Origin of the sequence: Pseudomonas shirazica, assembly GCF_015168335.1 — a bacterium.
In the GTDB taxonomy this organism is placed as follows: domain Bacteria; phylum Pseudomonadota; class Gammaproteobacteria; order Pseudomonadales; family Pseudomonadaceae; genus Aquipseudomonas; species Aquipseudomonas asiatica.
The window spans coordinates 4,242,240-4,261,841 of record NZ_CP063456.1 but is presented as its reverse complement, the minus strand read 5'-3'; the positions used below and the strand labels follow the sequence as shown (position 1 = coordinate 4,261,841).

At 63.4% G+C, this 19,602-nt stretch carries 20 protein-coding genes; 11 read left to right on the top strand and 9 right to left on the bottom strand.

Annotated features, from left to right (window positions below; genetic code table 11):
• The first annotated feature begins 82 nt into the window (after positions 1–82).
• The 7 genes from hisG to IMX18_RS19600 all read left to right on the top strand — a co-directional run bounded on the left by hisG (position 83) and on the right by IMX18_RS19600 (position 6,339).
• Positions 83–718, top strand: coding sequence for an ATP phosphoribosyltransferase (gene hisG / locus IMX18_RS19630; RefSeq protein WP_003257924.1), 636 nt, complete (start codon positions 83–85; stop codon positions 716–718).
• A 134-nt stretch (positions 719–852) separates the two neighbouring features.
• Complete coding sequence (hisD, locus tag IMX18_RS19625) at positions 853–2,178, top strand: histidinol dehydrogenase (RefSeq protein ID WP_013971086.1); 1,326 nt, start codon at positions 853–855, stop codon at positions 2,176–2,178.
• Positions 2,179–2,180: 2 nt separating this feature from the next.
• A complete protein-coding gene (hisC, locus tag IMX18_RS19620) occupies positions 2,181–3,227 on the top strand; it encodes a histidinol-phosphate transaminase (RefSeq protein WP_015269066.1) in 1,047 nt (348 codons plus the stop codon).
• Positions 3,228–3,468: 241 nt separating this feature from the next.
• On the top strand, positions 3,469–4,119 hold the full coding sequence (locus IMX18_RS19615) for a FadR/GntR family transcriptional regulator (RefSeq protein ID WP_025337831.1): 651 nt from the start codon (positions 3,469–3,471) through the stop codon (positions 4,117–4,119).
• A gap of 13 nt (positions 4,120–4,132) precedes the next feature.
• A complete protein-coding gene (locus IMX18_RS19610; protein ID WP_102084429.1) occupies positions 4,133–5,413 on the top strand; it encodes a CynX/NimT family MFS transporter in 1,281 nt (426 codons plus the stop codon).
• 160 nt (positions 5,414–5,573) lie between these two features.
• Positions 5,574–6,050, top strand: coding sequence for a nuclear transport factor 2 family protein (locus tag IMX18_RS19605; RefSeq protein WP_015269068.1), 477 nt, complete (start codon positions 5,574–5,576; stop codon positions 6,048–6,050).
• A complete protein-coding gene (locus IMX18_RS19600; protein WP_054573144.1) occupies positions 6,043–6,339 on the top strand; it encodes a GIY-YIG nuclease family protein in 297 nt (98 codons plus the stop codon). Before IMX18_RS19605 ends, IMX18_RS19600 begins: the two co-directional genes overlap by 8 nt.
• A gap of 122 nt (positions 6,340–6,461) precedes the next feature.
• Here the strand turns inward: IMX18_RS19600 and yejK are convergent, their stop codons facing one another.
• On the bottom strand, positions 6,462–7,469 hold the full coding sequence (gene yejK / locus IMX18_RS19595) for a nucleoid-associated protein YejK (RefSeq protein WP_013971093.1): 1,008 nt from the start codon (positions 7,467–7,469) through the stop codon (positions 6,462–6,464).
• 370 nt (positions 7,470–7,839) lie between these two features.
• On the opposite strand from yejK, the gene IMX18_RS19590 reads away from it, so the two are divergent.
• Positions 7,840–8,121 carry an HU family DNA-binding protein gene (locus IMX18_RS19590; RefSeq protein ID WP_003257928.1) on the top strand — a complete coding sequence of 94 codons (282 nt, stop codon included), beginning with the start codon at positions 7,840–7,842 and terminating at the stop codon, positions 8,119–8,121.
• A gap of 50 nt (positions 8,122–8,171) precedes the next feature.
• Here IMX18_RS19590 and rlmF read toward each other — a convergent pair whose 3' ends face one another.
• From rlmF to IMX18_RS19565, 5 genes are all read right to left on the bottom strand, one after another.
• Positions 8,172–9,125 (bottom strand): 23S rRNA (adenine(1618)-N(6))-methyltransferase RlmF, encoded by a 954-nt coding sequence (gene rlmF, locus IMX18_RS19585; protein WP_015269069.1) that lies wholly within the window; start codon positions 9,123–9,125, stop codon positions 8,172–8,174.
• Positions 9,126–9,303: 178 nt separating this feature from the next.
• Entirely contained in the window at positions 9,304–12,150 is a 2,847-nt protein-coding gene (locus IMX18_RS19580) for a valine--tRNA ligase (RefSeq protein ID WP_013971095.1), read from the bottom strand.
• Between the two features lie 147 nt (positions 12,151–12,297).
• Entirely contained in the window at positions 12,298–12,663 is a 366-nt protein-coding gene (locus IMX18_RS19575; protein ID WP_015269071.1) for a hypothetical protein, read from the bottom strand.
• 5 nt (positions 12,664–12,668) lie between these two features.
• Positions 12,669–13,100, bottom strand: coding sequence for a DNA polymerase III subunit chi (locus IMX18_RS19570; RefSeq protein ID WP_015269072.1), 432 nt, complete (start codon positions 13,098–13,100; stop codon positions 12,669–12,671).
• A 49-nt stretch (positions 13,101–13,149) separates the two neighbouring features.
• Positions 13,150–14,643, bottom strand: coding sequence for a leucyl aminopeptidase (locus IMX18_RS19565; RefSeq protein ID WP_015269073.1), 1,494 nt, complete (start codon positions 14,641–14,643; stop codon positions 13,150–13,152).
• A gap of 14 nt (positions 14,644–14,657) precedes the next feature.
• On the opposite strand from IMX18_RS19565, the gene IMX18_RS19560 reads away from it, so the two are divergent.
• Genes IMX18_RS19560 through lptG form a run of 3 tightly spaced genes read left to right on the top strand, consistent with a single transcriptional unit; the run spans position 14,658 to position 17,114 of the window.
• A complete protein-coding gene (locus IMX18_RS19560) occupies positions 14,658–14,948 on the top strand; it encodes a hypothetical protein (protein ID WP_015269074.1) in 291 nt (96 codons plus the stop codon).
• Positions 14,945–16,060, top strand: a complete 1,116-nt coding sequence (gene lptF, locus IMX18_RS19555; protein WP_015269075.1) for an LPS export ABC transporter permease LptF — start codon at positions 14,945–14,947, stop codon at positions 16,058–16,060. The genes IMX18_RS19560 and lptF overlap by 4 nt, the downstream gene beginning before the upstream one ends.
• On the top strand, positions 16,053–17,114 hold the full coding sequence (gene lptG, locus IMX18_RS19550; protein ID WP_015269076.1) for an LPS export ABC transporter permease LptG: 1,062 nt from the start codon (positions 16,053–16,055) through the stop codon (positions 17,112–17,114). The genes lptF and lptG overlap by 8 nt, the downstream gene beginning before the upstream one ends.
• A 201-nt stretch (positions 17,115–17,315) precedes the next feature.
• Here lptG and IMX18_RS19545 read toward each other — a convergent pair whose 3' ends face one another.
• The 3 genes from IMX18_RS19545 to gcvT all read right to left on the bottom strand — a co-directional run bounded on the left by IMX18_RS19545 (position 17,316) and on the right by gcvT (position 19,586).
• A complete protein-coding gene (locus IMX18_RS19545) occupies positions 17,316–17,804 on the bottom strand; it encodes an RDD family protein (RefSeq protein ID WP_015269077.1) in 489 nt (162 codons plus the stop codon).
• Between the two features lie 91 nt (positions 17,805–17,895).
• Positions 17,896–18,108: a cold-shock protein gene (locus IMX18_RS19540; RefSeq protein ID WP_003257941.1), complete on the bottom strand. Its 213-nt coding sequence runs from the start codon at positions 18,106–18,108 to the stop codon at positions 17,896–17,898.
• 356 nt (positions 18,109–18,464) lie between these two features.
• The gene (gcvT, locus tag IMX18_RS19535; protein WP_061303252.1) at positions 18,465–19,586 is read right to left on the bottom strand and encodes a glycine cleavage system aminomethyltransferase GcvT; all 1,122 of its coding nucleotides are present in this window, start codon (positions 19,584–19,586) and stop codon (positions 18,465–18,467) included.
• Between the last annotated feature and the right edge of the window lie 16 nt (positions 19,587–19,602).

Below are 19,602 nucleotides of genomic sequence, written 5' to 3'. Positions count from 1 at the left end.
TTTCGCAGGATGTGCCTAACGAATTGAATGCGGTCGGGCTCGACGCCCGGCCGGCAGTAGCCGCTTAAGGACCGACGTTCCAATGTTGACCATCGCGCTTTCCAAAGGCCGTATTCTCGACGATACCCTGCCGTTGCTGGCCGAGGCCGGTATCGTGCCGACCGAGAACCCGGACAAGAGCCGCAAACTGATCATCCCCACCACGCAGGACGATGTGCGCCTGCTGATCGTGCGTGCGACCGACGTGCCGACCTATGTCGAGCATGGTGCCGCCGACCTGGGTGTGGCCGGCAAGGATGTGCTGATGGAGTACGGCGGCCAGGGCCTTTACGAGCCCCTGGACCTGCAGATTGCCCGTTGCAAGCTGATGACCGCTGGCGTGGTCGGCGCACCCGAGCCCAAGGGCCGTCTGCGCGTGGCTACCAAGTTCGTCAACGTAGCCAAGCGCTACTACGCCGAACAGGGCCGCCAGGTCGACATCATCAAGCTGTACGGCTCGATGGAACTGGCTCCGTTGATCAACCTCGCCGACAAGATCATCGACGTGGTCGACACCGGCAACACCCTGCGTGCCAACGGCCTGGAGCCCCAGGAACTGATCGCCACGATCAGCTCGCGCCTGGTGGTCAACAAGGCCTCCATGAAAATGCAGCACGCCCGTATCCAGAGCCTGATCGACACGCTGCGCGGAGCGGTCGAATCGCGACACCGCGGCTGACTCTCTACCGACTGCGCGCGGCCTTCGCTGCCGCGCCCGTCTATCCGCGTCATAGCCATTTTTCTCGGGTGCCCGCGCGGATGGACTGGTAGCCTAGGGCGCCTGAGCATTCGCCAATAATCGAGGCCCTCGCCATGACCGTGTCCACTGCAATTGCCCGTCTCAACGCTGCTGATCCGGATTTCGCCCGACATCTGGATCATCTGCTGAGCTGGGAAAGTGTGTCCGATGACGCGGTCAACCAGCGCGTGCTCGACATCATCAAGGCCGTGCGCGAGCGCGGCGATGCGGCACTGGTGGAATTCACCCAGCGTTTCGATGGTGTCGATGCCAAGTCCATCGATGACCTGATCCTCGGTCGCGAGCGCCTGGAGCTGGCGCTGACCCGCATTACCCCGGCCCAGCGCGAAGCCCTGGAGAAGGCCGCCAACCGTGTGCGCATGTACCACGAGCGGCAGAAGCAGGACTCCTGGCAGTACACTGAGGCCGACGGCACCGTGCTCGGCCAGAAGGTCACCCCGCTGGACCGCGCCGGCCTGTATGTGCCGGGTGGCAAGGCGTCGTACCCGTCGTCGGTGCTGATGAACGCCATCCCGGCCAAGGTCGCCGGCGTAGCCGAAGTGGTGATGGTGGTGCCGACCCCGCGTGGCGAGGTCAACGAACTGGTGCTGGCGGCTGCCTGCATCGCCGGTGTCGACCGTGTGTTCACCGTCGGCGGCGCCCAGGCTGTCGCCGCGCTGGCCTACGGTACCGAAAGCGTGCCGCAGGTGGACAAGATCGTCGGCCCGGGCAACATCTACGTCGCCACCGCCAAGCGCCACGTGTTTGGCCAGGTGGGTATCGACATGATCGCCGGCCCGTCGGAAATCCTCGTGGTATGCGACGGCCAGACCGACCCGGACTGGATCGCCATGGACCTGTTCTCCCAGGCCGAGCACGATGAAGATGCCCAGGCCATCCTGGTCAGCCCGGACGCCGCCTTCCTCGACCGCGTTGCCGCCAGCATCGACAAGTTGCTGCCGACCATGGAACGTGCCGAGATCATCGAGAAGTCGATCAATGGCCGTGGCGCGCTGATCCAGGTGCGTGACATGCAACAGGCCATGGAAGTGGCCAACCGCATTGCCCCGGAGCACCTGGAGCTGTCGGTCGCCGACCCGCAGGCCTGGCTGCCGCACATCCGCCACGCTGGCGCGATCTTCATGGGCCGCCACACCAGCGAAGCGCTGGGCGACTACTGCGCAGGGCCCAACCACGTGCTGCCGACCTCCGGTACCGCGCGTTTCTCGTCGCCGCTGGGGGTGTATGACTTCCAGAAGCGTTCGTCGATCATTTTCTGCTCCGAGCAGGGCGCGTCCGAGCTGGGCCACACCGCCTCGGTCCTGGCCCGTGGCGAGTCGCTTACCGCCCACGCCCGTAGCGCTGAATACCGCATTCTGACCCAAGAGAAGGGGAACTGAGCATGAGTCGATTCTGGAGCCCCTTCGTCAAGGACCTGGTGCCTTACGTGCCGGGCGAACAGCCCAAGCTGGCCCGCCTGGTCAAGCTGAACACCAACGAAAACCCCTACGGCCCGTCGCCCAAGGCGCTGGAGGCCATGCGCGGCGAGCTGAACGACAACCTGCGCCTGTACCCGGACCCGAATGGTGACCGGCTGAAGCAGGCGGTGGCCGAGTACTACGGCGTGACCCCGGCACAAGTGTTCGTCGGCAACGGCTCGGACGAGGTACTGGCGCACATCTTCCACGGGCTGTTCCAGCACGACGCACCGCTGCTGTTCCCGGACATCAGCTACAGCTTCTACCCGGTCTACTGCGGTCTTTACGGTATCGCCTTCGAGCAGGTGGCTTTGGACGAGCAGTTCCAGATTCGCATCGAGGACTACAACAAGCCCAACGCCGGCATCATCTTCCCCAACCCCAATGCGCCGACCGGCTGCCTGATGCCGCTGCAGGCGGTGGAGCAGTTGCTGCAAGCCAACCGTGATTCGGTGGTGGTGGTGGATGAAGCCTACATCGACTTCGGTGGCGAAACGGCGATCAGCCTGGTGGACCGCTACGACAACCTGCTGGTCACCCAGACCCTGTCGAAGTCGCGCTCGCTGGCGGGGCTGCGGGTTGGCCTGGCGGTTGGCCACCCGGACCTGATCGAAGCGCTGGAGCGGATCAAGAACAGCTTCAACTCCTACCCGCTGGACCGTGCCGCGATCGTCGGCGCAGCGGTGGCGTTCGAGGACCGCGAGTACTTCGAAGAAACCTGCCGCAAGGTGATCGACAGCCGCGAGGTATTGGTCGGGCAACTGCGGGCCAAGGGCTTCGAAGTGCTGCCGTCGGCGGCCAACTTCATCTTCGCCCGCCACCCGCAGCACGATGCCGGTGAGTTGGCTGCACGCCTGCGCGAGCAGGGGGTGATTGTGCGCCACTTCAAGCAGCCGCGTATTGCCCAGTTCCTGCGCATCACCATCGGTACGCCAGAGATGAACCAGGCGCTGCTCGATGCGTTGACTTGACGCCATCCACTGCCCTGCGCGGTCCTTGTAGGAGCGGCCTTGTGTCGCGAAAGGGCCGCAAAGCGGCCCCAGCAGTTTTTGCATCTGCGCTGAAATCCAGGGGCCGCTTTGCGGCCCTTTCGCGACACAAGGCCGCTCCTACAAAAAATCGCGCCAGGTTTTTAATCGCTGCTCTCTTCAATGACAAACACTTTGTCCACCGGTATGCTGCGCCAATTCATCGGATGATTGGTTGAGTTGCATGAGTACCGAATTGACCAAGCGCTCCCTGGTCGAACTGGCCGTCGAGCGCATGCGCGAACGCATCGTGCTGGGCGACTGGCAGGTTGGCCAGCGTTTGCCGACCGAGCCGGAACTGGCCCTGCAGTTGGGCATAAGCCGCAACACCGTACGCGAGGCCATGCGTGTGCTGGCGTTCAGTGGCCTGGTGGAGATTCGCCAGGGGGATGGCAGCTACCTGCGCACGGCCCAGGACCCGCTACAGGCGGTGCAGGCGATGTCACGCTGCACGCCCGAGCAGGCCCGTGAGACCCGGCACATCCTTGAAGCCGAGGCCATCGGCCTGGCCGCGCTGCGCCGAACCGACGCCGATCTTCAGGCGCTTCGTGATGCCCTGGCCAACAGTGCCGGGCATTTTCACGGTGATATCGATGCCTATGTGGCCTGCGACCTGGTGTTTCACCAGCGGCTGGTCGATGCCGCCCATAACCCGGCCTTGAGTGAGCTGTACCGATACTTTTCCGGGGTGGTGGCTGCCGCGCTGCAGCACAACATGGCAACCGTGCCGCGCTGCCAGGCCACGTTCGACCTGCATGGGCAGATCCTTGCCGCAATCGAGCAACGCGATGCGGAGCAGGCCAAGCGCCTGAGCCGTACCCTTATCGAATCCTGACTCCGAGAAGGCCATGGCTGATTCCATCACCCGTAACACCCCACCGAGCGAGCGGGACCTCGATGAGTTGCTGATCGACGCCGAGGCTGACGACGAGCAGGTCCAACAGCAGCCGGTACAGATACAGCGGCCTTGGCTGTTGTTGCTCGGTCTGGTGCTGGTGGCATTGAACCTGCGCCCGGCATTGTCGAGCATGGCGCCGGTGCTGGGCCAGGTGTCCGAAGGCTTGGGGCTGAATGCCTCGCAGGCCGGTTTGCTGACCACCTTGCCAGTGCTGTGCCTGGGCCTGTTCGCTCCCTTGGCGCCGGTGCTGGCGAGGCGTTTTGGCAGCGAGCGGGTGATCCTCGGCATCCTCGCCACCCTGGCGCTTGGCATCGTCGTGCGCAGTAGCCTGGGGGCCACCGGGGTGTTCCTCGGCAGCCTGATGGCCGGGGCCAGTATCGGCATCATTGGCGTGCTGTTGCCGGGCATCGTCAAGCGCGATTTCCCGCAACACGCTGGCACCTTGACCGGCGTATACACCATGGCGCTGTGCCTGGGCGCCGCCATGGCTGCAGGCGCCACGGTGCCTCTGGCCCAGCACTTCAATGACAGATGGGCGCTGGGGCTTGGCTTCTGGATGCTGCCGGCCCTGCTGGCCATGCTGGTATGGCTGCCGCAGGCCCGCCAGGGTCATGGCCTGCACAAGGTGGCTTATCGCGTGCGTGGGCTATGGCGGGACCCGCTGGCCTGGCAGGTGACCCTGTACATGGGCCTGCAGTCGTCACTGGCCTATATCGTCTTTGGCTGGTTGCCATCGATCCTGATCGGTCGCGGCCTGAGCCCGACCGAGGCGGGGCTGGTGCTGTCGGGGTCGGTAATCGTGCAGCTGGTCAGTTCGCTCAGTGCGCCCTGGCTGGCCACTCGCGGCAAGGACCAGCGCCTGGCCATCGTGCTGGTCATGCTGATTACCCTGACCGGCCTGTTCGGTTGCCTGTATGCGCCGCTTTCCGGGCTGTGGGGCTGGGCGGTTGTGCTGGGCCTGGGGCAGGGCGGTACCTTTGCCCTGGCGCTGACCTTGATCGTGCTGCGCTCGAAGGATGCCCATGTCGCGGCGAACCTGTCGAGCATGGCGCAGGGGGTGGGTTATACCCTGGCGTCGATGGGGCCGTTTGCGGTGGGGCTGGTACATGACCTGACCGGGGGCTGGGTGGCAGTGGGGTGGATTTTTGCCGTGCTGGGGGCGGGGGCCATCGTGTTCGGCCTGGGGGCTGGGCGGGCTTTGCATGTGCAGGTGAGCAGCGAGAAAGTCTGAAGCTGATATTGGCAGTGCTGGCCCTTTCGCGGGTAAACCCGCTCCTACAGGGATCGCACATAGCTTGAAGCCGTGATGTATCCGCGAAAGGGCCGGTACTGGCATAAGCAACCGGGGCAGATTATCGTGCTGCTTTCATCCCCAGGACGGACCAGCCCACATGAGCGACGCCAACCGCGACCTGATCACCCGCTTCTACCAGGCCTTCCAGCGCCTGGACGCCGAGGCCATGGTCGCCTGCTACAGCGACGATATCGTCTTCAGCGACCCGGTCTTCGGCACCTTGCGTGGCAAGGATGCAGGCGACATGTGGCGAATGCTCACCAGCCGGGCCAAGGACTTCACCCTGACCTTCGACAACGTCCGCGCCGATGAACGCACGGGCGCCGCACATTGGGTGGCCACCTACCTTTTCAGCCAGACCGGCCGCATCGTGGTCAATGATATCCAGGCGCGTTTCGTGATCCGTGACGGTTTGATCTGCCAGCACGATGACCACTTCGACTTGTGGCGTTGGTCGCGGCAGGCGCTGGGTGTGCCTGGCATGCTGCTGGGCTGGTCGCCGCTGGTGCAGAACAAGGTACGCCAGCAGGCGTTCAAAGGATTGCGAGCATTCCAGCAGGCCCAGGGTGAGTGACCCCGTTGAAATTGCCGCCAGCAAACCCTGGTATGTCTACTTGGTAAGGGCTGCCAATGGATCGCTGTATTGCGGTATCAGCGATGACCCGCAGCGGCGCTTTCTGGCGCACCAGAAAGGGCAGGGCGCGCGTTACTTCAAGACCAGCCCGGCCCAGGCGCTGGTGTATGTGGAGCAATGGCCGGACAAGGGCGAGGCGTTACGCCAGGAGCGGCTGGTGAAGCGGCTGCGCAAGTCGGCGAAGGAGGCGTTGGTGGCCTCCTATGGCGCAGTAGTGGCTGCTAATTAGGGCCGCTTCGCGCCCCATCGCCGGCAAGCCAGCTCCCACTTCGACTGCATAGACCTCAGGCCTGTGCAGTACCTGTGGGAGCTGGCTTGCCGGCGATGGGCTGCGCAGCAGCCCCGGGGTCATCAGTCCTTGCGCCGCTTCAACTGATCCACCAAGGTGGTCGGAAGGCCCTTGATGATCAAGGTCCCTGCCGCTTCGTCATACTCGACCTTGTCCCCCAGCAGGTGCGCTTCGAAGCTGATCGACAACCCCTCGGCACGGCCGGTGAAGCGGCGGAACTGGTTGAGGGTGCGCTTGTCCGCAGGGATTTCCGGCGACAGACCGTAGTCCTTGTTGCGGATGTGGTCGTAGAACGCCTTGGGCCGATCCTCGTCGATCAGGCTGGACAGCTCCTCCAGCGTGACCGGTTCGCCGAGCTTGGTCTGGGTAGTGGCGTACTCGACCAGGGTCTGGGTTTTTTCGCGGGCGGACTCTTCCGGCAGGTCTTCGCTCTCGACGAAGTCGCTGAAGGCCTTGAGCAGGGTGCGGGTTTCGCCCGGGCCGTCGACGCCCTCCTGGCAGCCGATGAAGTCACGGAAGTAGTCCGAGACCTTCTTGCCATTCTTGCCCTTGATGAACGAAATGTACTGTTTGGAGTTCTGGTTGTTCTTCCACTCCGACAGGTTGATGCGCGCCGCCAGGTGCAGCTGGCCAAGGTCGAGGTGCCGCGAAGGCGTCACATCAAGCTCGGCGTTCACTGCCACACCTTCGCTGTGGTGCAGAAGGGCGATCGCCAGGTATTCGGTCATGCCTTGCTGGTAGTGGGCAAACAGGATGTGGCCGCCGGTGGACAGGTTGGACTCTTCCATCAGCTTTTGCAGGTGCTCCACGGCCACACGGCTGAAGGAGGTAAAGTCCTTTTCTTCGTCCAGGTACTGCTTCAGCCAGCCGCTCAGCGGGTAGGCGCCGGACTCGCCGTGGAAAAAGCCCCAGGCCTTGCCTTGCTTGGCGTTGTAGCTGTCATTGAGGTCGGCCAGAAGGTTTTCGATGGCGTCGGAGGCAGCCAGTTCGGAATCGCGGGCATGCAGCACGGCGGGGCTGCCATCGGGCTTTTTGTCGATCAGGTGAACGATGCAATGACGGATTGGCATGGAATTCTCGGCGAGCTGCAAAAGTTGTCCAGTTTACCCTAGACACCAGGTGATGCAGTGGCCGGATGTTGGCAGAAATGCCGGTTGTTCGTTTTTTGTTCAATTTTGTGCGTTTTAGGCTAAAACCCCCGAAAAACCTGCATTAAATCGAAGCGTGCAGCGGATATTTATCTGCTCCTGTGGTAGCTTTGCGCGGTCTTGCGCCCCTTGTGTGGCGCATTGCTGGCAGCGTGCTGTCGTCGTGTCGAACCAAACGTCGATTTGCGTATCTACATACGCGATTGGCGCGGCCCTCCACTTTCAGGGGCTGGCCCGATAACGTCGTAGTCCGCTGCATAACCATCGAATTTGATAGGGAAGGAACACCACCATGGCATTGACCAAAGACCAACTGATTGCCGACATCGCCGAATCGATCGCCGCGCCCAAAGCCACCGCCAAGAACGCTCTGGAGCAACTGGGCCAGATCGTTGCCGACCAGCTGGAAAACGGCGCTGAAATCACTCTGCCAGGTATCGGCAAACTGAAAGTCGCTGAGCGTCCTGCCCGTACCGGCCGCAACCCTTCGACTGGCGCTGCCATCGAAATCGCTGCCAAGAAAGTCGTCAAGTTCGTTCCGGCCAAAGTGCTGACCGACGCCATCAACAAGTAATTGTTGAAGCTTTGACGAAACCGCGCCCGGCTTGCCCGGACGCGGTTTTTTCATGCCTGGGTTTTACGCCCGGCGTGCCAGGCCTGGCGCGCCTCGTCGTCGTGGAAGCTCCAGGCGACCATGCGGCTTTGCTTCTGCCCCTGGCCCATTTCACTGATGCGCACGGCCTTGGCGCCCGCTTTCCTGAGCGCAGCCTCGATCCCCGGCAAGTTGCTGGCCTTGGACACCAGGCTGGTGAACCACAGTACCCGTTCGGCGTACTGCACGCTTTCACTGACCAGTTGGCTGACAAAGCGGATCTCGCCGCCCTCGCACCACAGTTCGTTGTTCTGGCCACCGAAGTTGAGCACCGGCAGCTTGCGCTTGGGGTCCTGCTTGCCGAGGTTCTTCCACTTGCGCTGGCTACCACGGGTGGCTTCGTCGCGTGAGGCATGGAAGGGTGGGTTGCACAGGGTCAGGTCGAAGCGTTCGCCCTCCTGCAGCAGGCCGCTGAGGATGTGCGCACGGTTGGCCTGTTGGCGCAGGGTGATGGCCTTGCCCAGGCCGTTGGCCTGGACGATGGCCTTGGCCGAAGCCAGGGCCACGGGGTCGATGTCCGAGCCAAGGAAGCGCCAGCGGTAGTCGCTGTGGCCCAGCAACGGGTAGATGCAGTTGGCCCCCACGCCGATGTCCAGCGCACGCACCTGGGCGCCCTTGGGAATCTCGCCGGCATTGTCATCGGCCAGCAGGTCGGCGGCGACGTGGATGTAGTCGGCGCGGCCAGGAATCGGCGGGCACAGGTAGTCGGCGGGGATATCCCAGTGCTGGATGCCGTACTGGGCCTTCAGCAGAGCACGGTTGAACACCCGTACGGCCTCGGGGTTGGCGAAGTCGATGCTGGGTTTGCCGTGGGGGTTGGTGATGGTGAAGCGCGCCAGGTCAGGGTGGGCCTTGATCAGGCTGGGGAAGTCGTAGCGGCCCTGGTGGCGGTTGCGCGGGTGCAGGGTGGGTTTGTTCGGGGTCATGGCAGTGTCCAGCCCTATACGAGCGGTGGCAGATAGAGCCTGGGGCTGCTTTGCAGCCCTTTCGCGACACAAGGCCGCTCCTACAGGATAGCGGCGCCCTTCAGACCGGCGCCGTCCCTGTAGGAGCGGCCTTGTGTCGCGAAAGGGCCGCAAAGCGGCCCCAGCTTTTCTCTAGTGATTAAAGCGCTGCAATCCGCGCATGCTGCTCGGTGAAGTTGGCCAGGGCCTGTTCGGACTCGGCCAGCTTGGCGCGTTCCTTCTCGATCACGGCAGGTGGTGCCTTGTCGACGAAGGCGGCGTTGGACAGCTTGCCACCCACGCGTGCCACTTCACCCTGCAGGCGCTGGATTTCCTTGTTCAGGCGCGCCAGCTCGGCATCCTTGTCGATCAGGCCGGCCATTGGCACCAGCACTTGCAGGTCACCGACCAGGGCGGTGGCCGACAGCGGCGCTTCGTCGGCATCGCCCAGTACGGTAAACGATTCGACCTTGGCCAGCTTCTTCAGCAGGGCTTCGTTTTCCTGCAGGCGACGCTGGTCGTCGGCGTTGGCGTTCTTCAGGAACAGCGGCAGCGGCTTGCCCGGGCCGATGTTCATTTCGGCGCGGATGTTGCGCAGGCCGACCATCAGCTCCTTGAGCCACTCGATATCGCCTTCGGCGGCAGCATCGATGCGGCTTTCATTGGCCACCGGCCATGGCTGCAGCATGATGGTCTTGCCTTCGATGCCGGCCAGCGGCGCGATGCGCTGCCAGATTTCTTCGGTGATGAACGGCATGAACGGGTGCGCCAGGCGCAGCGCCACTTCCAGCACGCGCACCAGGGTGCGGCGGGTGCCACGGGCGCGCTCGACCGGGGCGTTCTCGTCCCACAGCACCGGCTTGGACAGCTCCAGGTACCAGTCGCAGTACTGGTTCCAGATGAACTCGTACAGCGCCTGGCTGGCCAGGTCGAAGCGGAATTGCTCCAACTGGCGGGTCACTTCGGCTTCGGTACGCTGCAGCTGCGAGATGATCCAGCGGTCGGCCAGCGACAGCTCGTAGGCCTCGCCGTTCTGGCCGCAGTCCTCGCCCTTGTCCAGCACGTAGCGGGCGGCGTTCCAGATCTTGTTGCAGAAGTTGCGGTAGCCTTCGACGCGGCCCATGTCGAACTTGATGTCGCGGCCGGTGGAGGCCAACGAGCAGAAGGTGAAGCGCAGGGCGTCGGTGCCGTAGCTGGCGATACCTTCGGGGAACTCGGCCTTGGTCTGCTTGGCGATCTTCTCGGCAAGCTTGGGCTGCATCATGCCGCTGGTGCGTTTTTCCAGCAGGGCGTCGAGGGTGATGCCGTCGACGATGTCCAGCGGGTCCAGCACGTTGCCCTTGGACTTGGACATCTTCTGGCCCTGGCCGTCACGTACCAGGCCGTGCACGTACACGGTCTTGAACGGTACCTGCGGGGTGCCATCCTCGTTCTTGATCAGGTGCATGGTCAGCATGATCATGCGCGCAACCCAGAAGAAGATGATGTCGAAGCCGGTCACCAGCACGTCGGTGGAGTGGAATTTCTTGAGGAACTCGGTCTGTTCCGGCCAGCCCAGGGTAGAGAAGGTCCACAGGCCCGAACTGAACCAGGTGTCGAGTACGTCGTCGTCCTGGCGCAGGACCACGTCGGCGCCCAGGTTGTGCTTGGCGCGCACTTCTTCCTCGTTGCGGCCGACATAGACCTGGCCGGCCTCGTCGTACCATGCCGGGATGCGGTGGCCCCACCACAGCTGGCGGCTGATGCACCAGTCCTGGATGTCACGCATCCAGGAGAAGTACATGTTCTCGTACTGCTTGGGCACGAACTGGATGCGGCCATCTTCCACTGCGGCGATGGCAGGTTCTGCCAGCGGCTTGGTGGAAACGTACCACTGGTCGGTCAGCCACGGCTCGATGACGGTGCCCGAACGGTCGCCCTTCGGCACTTTCAGCGCGTGGTCGTCGATGCTCACCAGCAAGCCCTGGGCATCCAGGTCGGCGACGATCTGCTTGCGTGCGACGAAGCGGTCGAGGTTGGCGTACTGGGCCGGCAGGCGGGTGTCCACCTGCTCGTTGACGCTGCCGTCGAGGTTGAAGGCCTGCGCGCTGGCCAGCACGAAGGCATTCTTGTCGAAGATGTTCAGCAGCGGCAGGTTGTGGCGTTTGCCGACTTCGTAGTCGTTGAAGTCGTGGGCCGGGGTGATCTTCACGCAGCCGGTACCGAACTCTGGGTCGCAGTAGTCGTCGGCGATGATCGGGATGCGGCGGCCGACCAGCGGCAGTTCGACGAACTTGCCGATCAGTGCCTGGTAGCGCTCGTCGTTCGGGTTGACCGCCACGGCCGCGTCACCCAGCAGGGTTTCCGGACGGGTGGTGGCGACGACCAGGTAGTCCTTGCCTTCGGCGGTCTTGGCGCCATCGGCCAGTGGGTAGCGCAGGTTCCACAGGTGGCCCTTCTCGTCGTGGTTTTCCACTTCGAGGTCGGAGATGGCCGTGTGCAGCTTGGTGTCCCAGTTGACCAGGCGCTTGCCACGGTAGATCAGGCCGTCTTCATGCAGGCGCACGAAGGCTTCCTTGACCGCTTCGGACAGGCCGTCGTCCATGGTGAACCGCTCGCGGCTCCAATCGACCGACGAGCCCAGGCGGCGGATCTGACGGCTGATGTTGCCACCGGACTGGTCCTTCCATTCCCAGACCTTTTCCAGGAACTTTTCGCGGCCCAGGTCATGCCGGTTCTGGCCCTTGGCCTCAAGCTGGCGCTCGACCAGCATCTGGGTGGCGATACCGGCGTGGTCGGTGCCTGGCTGCCACAGGGTGTCGCGGCCTTGCATGCGGCGGAAACGGATCAGGGCGTCCATGATCGCGTTGTTGAACCCGTGGCCCATGTGCAGGCTGCCGGTCACGTTCGGCGGCGGGATCATGATGGTGTAGGACTCGCCTGCACCTTGTGGGGCGAAATAGTTCTCGGACTCCCAGGTGTTGTACCAGGAAGTTTCGATGGCGTGCGGCTGGTAGGTCTTATCCATGCGCGGCGGGACCCTGTGCATTTATTCGGGAAAGCCGGGAAGTATAACCAAGCTAGGGGCCGCAGGCGACAAGCTGCTGCTATCTGGCAGGCAGGGACGGCCTATTCGCGGGTAAACCCGCGAAGAAGGCACCGCCGAATTTCGGTTTTACTCGGAACGCTTGATCAACCGCTCGATCCGCGCATCCAGCCGGCGCTTGATCTCGTTCTCGATGTGGGGGGTAAAGTCGTTGATCACGTCCTGCATGATCATCTGCGCCGCCGCACGCAGTTCGCTTTCCAGGTGCAGGAGTGTGTCCTGGCGGCGGGTCTGCGGGTCGTCTTCGGGTTCGGCAGCTATCGGTTCGGCCGCAGGCACATGGTTGCCGGGCGCTTCTTCCAGCAGCAACGGGATCTGCTCCACCGTCTCGGTCAGCAGCGGCGGTTGCAGGTCGGCGTCGCCAAGCAGCTGGCGTATCGACTCGAGGTCATCGAGCAGATGGGCGGAATCGGGCAGGGGGGAGGGCTTGTCCATCGTCGTCAAAGTCGCTGTAAGCGGTGGTCTTGCAGAGCATAGCCCTGTTCACGGTAGAAACGGAATCGTTCACGGGCCGATTGGCGGATGCCAGGCTCTTCAACGACGATTTCGGCCACTCGCTCGAACTGGCCGACGAAGGCCGGTACGCCGGTGCCCAGGTTGATCAACAGGTCGTGGTGGTCGCCCGCACTGTCGGCGGCCAGGCCCAATGCCACGCTGGCATCGGCATGTACCTCCGCGAGGTCGTGGGGCACGAAGGCCTCGCCCTTGAAGCGCCACAGGCGTTGGTCCAGCTCGCTGCGCTGCTCGGCGTCCTGGCAATGCAGGTAGACCCGGTGGCCAAGGCGCCAGGCCTTTTCGCACAGCTTGCAGGCGAAATCGAGCCGCGCCGACAGCGAGTCGGTGGGCAGGATGTAGAAATCGACTTTGCTCATGGTGGTATCGCCGGCCGGTGGCGCGCGGGGCGCCACCGGCTCAATGGCGTCAGGCGCCGGCGCGGTCCAGCAGGTACTGGGTCAGCAGGGGTACAGGGCGGCCAGTGGCGCCCTTGTCCTTGCCGCCGCTGACCCAGGCGGTGCCGGCGATGTCCATGTGCGCCCAGTCGTAGGCCTTGGCAAAGCGCGACAGGAAGCAGCCGGCGGTGATGGTGCCGGCCTTCGGCCCGCCGATGTTGCCCATGTCGGCGAACGGGCTGTCCAGCTGCTCCTGGTACTCATCGAACAGCGGCAGCTGCCAGGCACGGTCGTCGGCGCGCTTGCCGGCGTCGAGCAACTGGCCGACCAGGTCGTCGTTGTTGCCCATCAGGCCAGTGGTGTGGCTGCCCAGGGCGACGATGCAGGCACCGGTCAGGGTAGCGATGTCGATGACTGCCTGCGGTTTGAAGCGCTCGGCGTAGGTCAGGGTGTCGCACAGCACCAGGCGGCCTTCGGCGTCGGTGTTGAGGATTTCCACGGTCTGCCCGCTCATGGTGGTGACGATGTCACCCGGACGGGTGGCGCCGCCGCTCGGCATGTTCTCGGCGCAGGCCAGCAGGCACACCAGGTTGACCGGCAGCTGCAGCTCGAGCACCGCACGCAGGGTGCCGAGCACGCTGGCGGCACCGCACATGTCGTACTTCATTTCGTCCATGCCGGCACCAGGCTTCAGGCTGATGCCGCCGGTGTCGAAGGTAATGCCCTTGCCCACCAGCACGAACGGCTTGTCCGCCTTCTTGCCGCCCTGGTAGTTGAGCACGATCAGGCGTGGCGGCTGGTCGCTGCCCTGGCCGACGGCGTAGAACGCGCCCATGCCCAGGTCCTTGATCTTCTTCTCGTCCAGCACTTCGACCTTCAGCGCCTTGTGCGCCTTGGCCAGGTCCTTGGCCTGTTCGGCCAGGAAGCTTGGGTGGCACAGGTTGGGCGGCAGGTTGCCCAGGTCGCGCGTGAAGGCCATGCCGGTGGCGATGGCACTGGCATGCTTGACGGCACGTTCGACCTCGGCCTGGCCGGCCTTGTCGGCCAGCAGGGTGACCTTCTTCAGTGCGCGCGGCTCGGCCTTCTGGCTCTTGAAGCGATCGAACACGTATTCGCCGTCGAGCAGGGTTTCGGCCAGCAGGCGGTACTTGCCGTAGTGGGCATCACGGTTGCTGACCGCGATGTCGTCCAGGGCCAGCACTGCGTCAGCGCCGTTCAGGCCCTTGAGCACGCCGGCGACGCTGGCGACCAGTTTGCGCCAGGCGCGGTCGCCCAGGGCTTCGTCCTTGCCGCTGCCCACCAGCAGCACGCGCTCGGCCTTCAGGCCCGCGAGGTTCTGCAGGAGCAGGGTCTGGCCCGGCTTGCCGGCCAGGTCGCCACGCTTGAGCACGGCACTGATGGCGCCTTCGCTGGCCTGGTCGACGGCCTTGGCCACGGCGCCGAGCTTGCGGTTTTCACCTACCGGGAGGACCAGGGTGGCGGTTTTTACGGATGCAGCAGCTACGCTTTTTACAACCAGTTCCATGTCAGGATCCCCGAATGATCGATACAGTCGGCGCTGTGTATTCCAGCGCTCTGGACGGGCCTGGCCGCGTCGTCGCGCGCCAGCGGAAAAGCTGCCAGTTTGAGCCTGCGGGAAGCGTGCTGACAACCCCGTTATGCGCCTTCATGCGCGGCGAAGTGACAGGGGCGGTCAATCACAGGATAATGCGCGCACTTTACATGGAGGTTCGCCTTTGGCGAACCGGCATTGGTCTTGGCTGTACTAAGTCATTGTCTGGCGCCATTGATTGGCAGTCCGCCCTGACAACCCAGGAGTGTCTGGTTTGATCGTCTTTCGTTATCTGTCCCGCGAGGTCCTGGTGACCTTGAGCGCCGTCAGCGCCGTGCTGCTGGTGATCATCATGAGCGGGCGCTTCATCAAGTACCTGGCCCAGGCTGCCCAGGGTGTGCTCGACCCGAGCGTGCTGTTCCTGATCATGGGCTTCCGTCTGCCGGGCTTCCTGCAGCTGATCCTGCCTCTGGGGCTGTTCCTCGGCATTCTCCTGGCGTACGGGCGCCTGTACCTGGAAAGCGAGATGACCGTGCTGTCGGCCACCGGCATGAGCCAGCAGCGCCTGCTGGGCCTGACCATGGCGCCGGCCGCCCTGGTCGCCCTGCTGGTGGCCTGGCTTAGCCTGAGCCTGGCACCGCTGGGCGTGGCCCAGGTGCAGCAGATCATCGCCCAGCAGGATGCCCTGACCGAGTTCGACACCCTGGTGCCGGGCCGCTTCCAGACCCTGCGCGACGGCTCGCGGGTGACTTACACCGAAGAGCTGTCGGACGACCGCATCAACCTGGCCGGGGTGTTCATTTCCGAGAAGCGCTTCAACCAGGACAAGACCAAGGACCGCGCCCCGTCGGTGCTGGTTGCCGAAAAAGGCCACCAGGAAATCCAGGCCGACGGCAACCGCTACCTGGTGCTGGAAAACGGCTACCGTTACGACGGCAACCCGGGCCAGGCCGATTACCGTGCAATCAAGTACGACACCTACGGCGTGCTGCTGCCCAAGCCGGAAGTCGCCGAGGAAGTGACCGATCGCGAAGCCATCCCCACTTCCGAGCTGATCGGCAAGAAGGGCCTGCGTGAGCGCGCCGAGCTGCAATGGCGGCTGTCGCTGCCGATCCTGGTGTTCATCGTCACCATGCTGGCGGTGCCGCTGTCCCGGGTCAACCCGCGCCAGGGCCGCTTCCTCAAGCTGCTGCCGGCAATTCTTCTGTACATGGCCTACCTGACAATGCTGATTTCCGTACGCGGCGCCCTCGAGAAGGGCAAACTGCCGATCGCCCTGGGCATGTGGTGGGTCCACGGCCTGTTCCTGCTGATCGGCCTGGGCCTGATGTACTGGGAGCCGCTGCGCCTCAAGCGCGCCGCCCGTCGTGCGGAGGTGGCCCATGGGTAAGCTCGACCGCTACATCGGCCAGAGCGTGCTGCTGGCCATCCTCGCCGTGCTGGGGATCATCCTCGGCCTGGCTTCGCTGTTTGCCTTCATCGACGAGATGAGCGACCTGAGTGACACCTACACGGTGATGGAGGCGGGCAACTTCGTCCTGCTGACCGCACCGCGGCGGCTGTACGAAATGCTGCCGATGGCCGCCTTGATCGGCTGCCTGATCGGCCTGGGCAGCCTGGCCAGCAGCAGCGAACTGACCATCATGCGTGCTGCCGGGGTTTCCATCGGGCGCATCGTCTGGGCGGTGATGAAGCCGATGCTGGTACTGATGCTGGTGGGCCTGCTGATCGGCGAGTACGTGGCGCCGGTGACCGAGAACAAGGCCCAGGCCGACCGTTCCCTGGCCCAGGGCGGTGGTGAGGCGCAAAGCTCCAAGCGCGGCATGTGGCACCGCCAGGGCGAGGAGTACGTGCACATCAACGCCGTGCAGCCTAACGGCCTGCTGCTGGGTGTGACCCGTTACCGCTTCGACAGCGAGCGCAAGATCGTCACCTCGAGCTTCGCCCGCCGTGCACAGTACCAGGACGACCACTGGATGCTCAGCGACGTGCGCACCACCTTCTTCCGTGGCGACCACACCGAAGTGGTGACCGCGCCACAGGAGCGCTGGGACGTTTCGCTCACGCCGCAACTGCTCAATACTGTGATCCTCGCGCCGGAGTCGCTGTCCATCACCGGGCTGTGGGACTACATCCACTACCTGTCCGACCAGGGCCTGAACAATGCCCGTTACTGGCTGGCGTTCTGGACCAAGGTATTGCAGCCGATGGTGACCGCGGCGCTGGTGCTGATGGCCATTTCCTTCATCTTCGGCCCGCTGCGTTCGGTAACCCTTGGCCAGCGCGTGTTCACCGGTGTACTGGTGGGCTTTGTGTTCCGCATCGCCCAGGACCTGCTGGGGCCTTCGAGCCAGGTGTTCGGCTTCCCGCCGCTGCTGGCGGTGGTGATCCCGGCAGGCATCTGTGCGCTGGCCGGCGTGTGGTTGTTGCGCCGGGCAGGTTGATGGCCTGAGCTGTACAAAAAAGCCGACCTCAGGGTCGGCTTTTTGCTGCTTGACCAATAGCTGTAGGCTTGCGGCGAACTTGTAGGAGCAGCCTTGTGCTGCGAAAGGGCCGGTCTGGCAAAACACTCTCGTTGCCAGTGATGGCCTCTTCGCAGCACAAGGCTGCTCCTACAGGTACATTGGTTGCCCTGAAGCTTGTACTTATCTCTTCTGCTTAGGCACCCGCACCAGCTGGCTTTCCGAATAGATGTCATGCCAGCCCCGCTGGCGCTTGTCGATCAACGCCCAGAAAAAACCCAGCCCCAGGCACAGCCACGAAGCAATCGACACCACGAAGCGCAGCAGCGCCTGCCACAGGCTGATGGCCGTGCCATCGGCGTTCTGCACCCGCACGCCCCACACCTGCATGCCCAGGGTCTGCCCGCCATGGGTCCAGAACTTGGCAAAGAAACCGAACAGGACGAACAGCAGCACCGTCGACAGCAGCGGGTCGCCGTCCAGTGCGCCAGCCTCGGTCAATTCACGCATGCGGGCTTCGCCGATGATCGCCATCTGGATCATCTTGTAGGCACCTGCGGTCACGATCAGCAGCGCCGTGCACAGCAGGAAGTCGTAGAACATCGCCGCCAGGCGTCGGCCCAGGCCGACCGGAGGAAAATCACCCTGGGGTGTGAGCAGAGGCTTGGACATGCAAAACGGCTCCAGAAGACGAAGCCGCTATTCTACGGGCAAAAAAAAGCCCCTGCACTTGGCAGGGGCTTTTCTCGAAGTCGGGTTCGGCTTAGCCGGCGACCTGAACTTTGTCAGCCTGCATGCCTTTCTGGCCCTGGACTGCTTCGAAGGTGACCTTCTGGCCTTCTTTCAGGCTCTTGAAGCCGTTACCTTCGATAGCGCGGAAGTGCACGAACAGATCCGGACCGCTTTCTGGGGTGATGAAGCCGTAACCTTTTTCGTCATTGAACCACTTGACGGTACCGTTCTGACGCTCAGCCATTGTCTTATTTCCTATGAAGCTTGAATTTTGATGACAGTTTCTTTTGCAATAAAGGAAGCAAAAGATTACTGGGCTGGGTTGCAGGAAAGTAAGAGACGTCGAACGGGTTGTAGCAGATTGCGGCTACTGGCCCAGGTCACGAACTGTTGCGACCCATGCAAACACAGTGCAGTGACTCTACGCCAACTCCCGAGCGAAAAACAAGCCCTTGGTCGTATGGAAAATCGGCCGTTTGCCGATAACCGACCGATTTGTCGGAAACGGCATGGCGCCTGGCCTGGCGCCATGTTCAAAAGTTATTGGACAGGTTCGAAAACGAATATGTCGAACCTGTCCGCAACCTTCACAAAGCGGCTTCAGCCCCGGTAGTAACGTTGTGCCACGAAAGGCATTTTGCTGACTTTCAAGGCAACCTTCTTGCCACGCACCACGGCAAACAGTGGGGTGTCGATAGCGGTATGTTCACTATCGATATAACCCATTGCTACAGGTGCACCGAGTGTCGGGCCAAAGCCGCCGCTGCAAACTTTGCCTACAGGTTTATCGTTTGCATCGACAATATCCGCGCCTTCGCGTACTGGCGTACGTTCCTGCGGCAACAGGCCCACACGTTTGCTCGACACGCCCTCGCGCTGATGGGCGAATATGGCCTCGGCACCCGGGAAGCCGGCGGCACGCGCGCCATCGGCACGGCGAACCTTGGAAATGGCCCACAGCAGGCTGGCTTCCACCGGCGTGGTCTCGGTGTTCATGTCGTGGCCATACAGGCACAGGCCGGCTTCCAGGCGCAGCGAGTCACGCGCACCCAGGCCGATCGGTTGTACTTCGGGCTCTGCCAGCAGGCGGCGGGCCAGGGCTTCGGCGGCATGCACCGGTACCGAAATTTCGTAGCCGTCTTCGCCGGTGTAGCCTGAGCGGCTGACGAAGCAGTCTTCACCCAGCAGTTTCACCGGGCGGAACTGCATGAAGGTCATGCCGGCCACTTCCGGGGCCAGGCGTTCCAGCACCTTGACTGCCGCCGGGCCTTGCAAGGCCAGCAGGGCGCGCTGCTCGAACAGCGGCTGCACCTCGCAACGGCTGCCGATGTGCGCTTGCAGGTGGGCCAGGTCCTGGTCCTTGCAGGCGGCGTTGACCACCAGGAACAGCGTGTCGTCGCCCAGGTTGGCGACCATCAGGTCGTCGAGGATGCCGCCTTGCTCATTGGTGAACATGGCATAGCGCTGCATGCCCACCGGCAGGTCGATGATATCCACCGGCACCAGGCTTTCCAGTGCCTTGGCGGCATCGCTGCCGCGCAGGGTGATCTGGCCCATGTGCGAGACATCGAACAGGCCGGCCTGCTCGCGTGTGTGCAGGTGTTCCTTGAGCACGCCCAACGGGTACTGCACCGGCATGTCATAGCCGGCGAACGGCACCATGCGCGCACCCAGTTCCAGGTGCAGGGCGTGCAGTGGGGTCTTGAGCAGTGTTTCGGACATCGGTGACTCCTTGCTG